Genomic DNA, 3,153 nt, shown 5'->3' on the forward strand with positions numbered 1-3,153 from the left:
GCCGAACACCAAGGCGGGCACGCGATAACCCGGCGGCCGCGGCGCCGCTGAGGCGTCCGGCCCCGCTGGTGGCCCCGCCCGACGGCGGGGCCACCAGCGGTCAGCCGCGTCGAGGTCGGCGGGGCAGCCAGCCGATGAAGCGGTCCTGAAGCGACATCACCGGGGCGGTGCGCAGGTCCTCCGTGGCCGCGGCGAGGCAGGAGCCCAGATAGACGCTGAGCATTGCCCGATCACTGCCGTACTCGGCCAACAAACGGCTGCGTTTGGTCGCGCACGGCCACTCGTCACCGCAGGAGCCGCAGCTCCAGCAGGGGGTCTTCGGGGCGTGGTCTTCGGCCCGCACCCCCGCCCGTTCGGCACCATCGGTCATCGCACGTCCTTCCAATGTCCACGGGACTGGCCAGCAGCGGTGCCCGGCCAAGGTTCGATGGTGGTCCCCCCGGAGCCATCAGAGAGGGCGGCACGCGGCCCTCCGGTGTTACATCCTTGCGGTACCTTCTCCGGTTGTGGGAGTCGGAAATTTGACGCTTGACCCGATACTCCATTCCTACCGACGGGTAAGCCAGCGCGATGCGTGACCTGTTGCCGCCGACGGTCGCGGTGGCCGTCGCCGGGCCGGCCGACCGGGTCGGCGAGCTGCTCGCCGCCGAGCAGGCGTGCCTCAGCGACCAGGCCGTGCCGACCACCGGAGGGACTTCACCGCCGGGCGGGTCTGCGCCCGTCGGGCGCTGACCGAGCTCGGCCTGCCACCGATCGCCGTGCCGGCCGCCGCCGACCGCGCGCCGGTCTGGCCGGCGGCACCTTCTGGCCGATCGTGCTGATCAGTGCCAAGGAGACGGTCTACAAGGTCTCGCATCCGGTCGTCGGGAGCTGGTTGGATTTCCAGGACGCCCGACTGGACATCGATCCCGACGCGGGCACGTTCACCGCCCGGATCGCACCGGCCCGGCTGGACGAGGCGGGGGTCGACGATCCGCCGGCGTCGATCAGCGGCCGTTTCGTGGTCGTCGACGGGTTGGTCCGCACCGCCGCGGTGCTCCCCCTGCGCTGACCGCCGAGGGCCATCGGCCCCGCACGGTAGCGTCGGTGGAGTTCGCGAACCGCACGTACCGAGGCGTCAAGGAGTACGGTGACCCACCCCCAGCCCACCGTCGGGCCGCACCACCGTCAGCAGTCGAACCTGGAACCACCGGACCGCCCCGTTCCAGCAACACCGCAGCCGCCGTTCTCGGGTGCCGCGTATCCGGCGGCCGGCGCTGGGCACCCCGGCACCGGTCAGGGTTTCCCGGTGACCGGTCTGCCGGGCTATCCGCTCGTCGCACCGGCGACGGCACGGACACACGCCTCCAAGAGAACCGCCGTGGTCGTCGCGATCACCACGGCCGTGCTCACCCTGCTCTGCTGCGCGGGCGGCATCGTAGCGGCCGTCGTGAGCACCAACCAGGACGACGACACCAAGACCAACACGATCGGGACCACCGGCCGGAACTCGTAACCCAGGCGCGGGGCGGCCGCGCGTGCAGTGTGGGCGGGCACCCGTACGGGTGCCCGCCCACACTGCACGCGCGGCCGCCCCGCGCCTGGGTTACGAGTTCCGGCCGGTGGTCCCGATCGTGTTGGTCTTGGTGTCGTCGTCCTGGTTGGTGCTCACGACGGCCGCTACGATGCCGCCCGCGCAGCAGAGCAGGGTGAGCACGGCCGTGGTGATCGCGACGACCACGGCGGTTCTCTTGGAGGCGTGTGTCCGTGCCGTCGCCGGTGCGACGAGCGGATAGCCCGGCAGACCGGTCACCGGGAAACCCTGACCGGTGCCGGGGTGCCCAGCGCCGGCCGCCGGATACGCGGCACCCGAGAACGGCGGCTGCGGTGTTGCTGGAACGGGGCGGTCCGGTGGTTCCAGGTTCGACTGCTGACGGTGGTGCGGCCCGACGGTGGGCTGGGGGTGGGTCACCGTACTCCTTGACGCCTCGGTACGTGCGGTTCGCGAACTCCACCGACGCTACCGTGCGGGGCCGATGGCCCTCGGCGGTCAGCGCAGGGGGAGCACCGCGGCGGTGCGGACCAACCCGTCGACGACCACGAAACGGCCGCTGATCGACGCCGGCGGATCGTCGACCCCCGCCTCGTCCAGCCGGGCCGGTGCGATCCGGGCGGTGAACGTGCCCGCGTCGGGATCGATGTCCAGTCGGGCGTCCTGGAAATCCAACCAGCTCCCGACGACCGGATGCGAGACCTTGTAGACCGTCTCCTTGGCACTGATCAGCACGATCGGCCAGAAGGTGCCGCCGGCCAGACCGGCGCGCGGTCGGCGGCGGCCGGCACGGCGATCGGTGGCAGGCCGAGCTCGGTCAGCGCCCGACGGGCGCAGACCCGCCCGGCGGTGAAGTCCCTCCGGTGGTCGGCACGGCCTGGTCGCTGAGGCACGCCTGCTCGGCGGCGAGCAGCTCGCCGACCCGGTCGGCCGGCCCGGCGACGGCCACCGCGACCGTCGGCGGCAACAGGTCACGCATCGCGCTGGCTTACCCGTCGGTAGGAATGGAGTATCGGGTCAAGCGTCAAATTTCCGACTCCCACAACCGGAGAAGGTACCGCAAGGATGTAACACCGGAGGGCCGCGTGCCGCCCTCTCTGATGGCTCCGGGGGGACCACCATCGAACCTTGGCCGGGCACCGCTGCTGGCCAGTCCCGTGGACATTGGAAGGACGTGCGATGACCGATGGTGCCGAACGGGCGGGGGTGCGGGCCGAAGACCACGCCCCGAAGACCCCCTGCTGGAGCTGCGGCTCCTGCGGTGACGAGTGGCCGTGCGCGACCAAACGCAGCCGTTTGTTGGCCGAGTACGGCAGTGATCGGGCAATGCTCAGCGTCTATCTGGGCTCCTGCCTCGCCGCGGCCACGGAGGACCTGCGCACCGCCCCGGTGATGTCGCTTCAGGACCGCTTCATCGGCTGGCTGCCCCGCCGACCTCGACGCGGCTGACCGCTGGTGGCCCCGCCGTCGGGCGGGGCCACCAGCGGGGCCGGACGCCTCAGCGGCGCCGCGGCCGCCGGGTTATCGCGTGCCCGCCTTGGTGTTCGGCACCAGCGGCGCGGCCAGCTCGCCGTCGTCGGTCGAGGCGCCCCGGTCGGCGATGGTGCCGACCAGCAGGTCCA

The 3,153-nt window shown here is 72.0% G+C and carries 4 protein-coding genes and 2 pseudogenes; 3 read left to right on the plus strand and 3 right to left on the minus strand.

The annotated features are described in order from the left end of the window. Positions 1-100 precede the first annotated feature (100 nt). Positions 101-370 (minus strand): hypothetical protein, encoded by a 270-nt coding sequence (locus AB0C01_RS30030; protein ID WP_357241244.1) that lies wholly within the window; start codon positions 368-370, stop codon positions 101-103. A gap of 200 nt (positions 371-570) precedes the next feature. Between AB0C01_RS30030 and AB0C01_RS30035 the strand changes: the two are divergent. Both AB0C01_RS30035 and AB0C01_RS30040 read left to right on the plus strand, forming a co-directional pair. Continuing rightward, positions 571-1,051: pseudogene (locus AB0C01_RS30035) on the plus strand (4-phosphopantetheinyl transferase). A 78-nt stretch (positions 1,052-1,129) separates the two neighbouring features. After that, on the plus strand, positions 1,130-1,495 hold the full coding sequence (locus AB0C01_RS30040) for a hypothetical protein (RefSeq protein ID WP_357241241.1): 366 nt from the start codon (positions 1,130-1,132) through the stop codon (positions 1,493-1,495). A 90-nt stretch (positions 1,496-1,585) separates the two neighbouring features. Here the strand turns inward: AB0C01_RS30040 and AB0C01_RS30045 are convergent, their stop codons facing one another. Together AB0C01_RS30045 and AB0C01_RS30050 are read right to left on the minus strand one after the other, a co-directional pair. After that, the gene (locus AB0C01_RS30045; RefSeq protein WP_357241241.1) at positions 1,586-1,951 is read right to left on the minus strand and encodes a hypothetical protein; all 366 of its coding nucleotides are present in this window, start codon (positions 1,949-1,951) and stop codon (positions 1,586-1,588) included. 78 nt (positions 1,952-2,029) lie between these two features. Beyond that, positions 2,030-2,510: pseudogene (locus AB0C01_RS30050) on the minus strand (4-phosphopantetheinyl transferase). Positions 2,511-2,710: 200 nt separating this feature from the next. Between AB0C01_RS30050 and AB0C01_RS30055 the strand changes: the two are divergent. Beyond that, complete coding sequence (locus tag AB0C01_RS30055; protein WP_357241244.1) at positions 2,711-2,980, plus strand: hypothetical protein; 270 nt, start codon at positions 2,711-2,713, stop codon at positions 2,978-2,980. Positions 2,981-3,153: the final 173 nt, after the last annotated feature.

This window comes from Micromonospora sp. NPDC048905, from assembly GCF_040649655.1.
Lineage (GTDB): Bacteria > Actinomycetota > Actinomycetes > Mycobacteriales > Micromonosporaceae > Micromonospora.

Coding starts and splice junctions, on each gene's coding strand:
- AB0C01_RS30030 (WP_357241244.1), bottom strand. CDS start 370: ATGACCGATGGTGCCGAACGGGCGGGGGTGCGGGCCGAAGACCACGCC.
- AB0C01_RS30055 (WP_357241244.1), top strand. CDS start 2,711: ATGACCGATGGTGCCGAACGGGCGGGGGTGCGGGCCGAAGACCACGCC.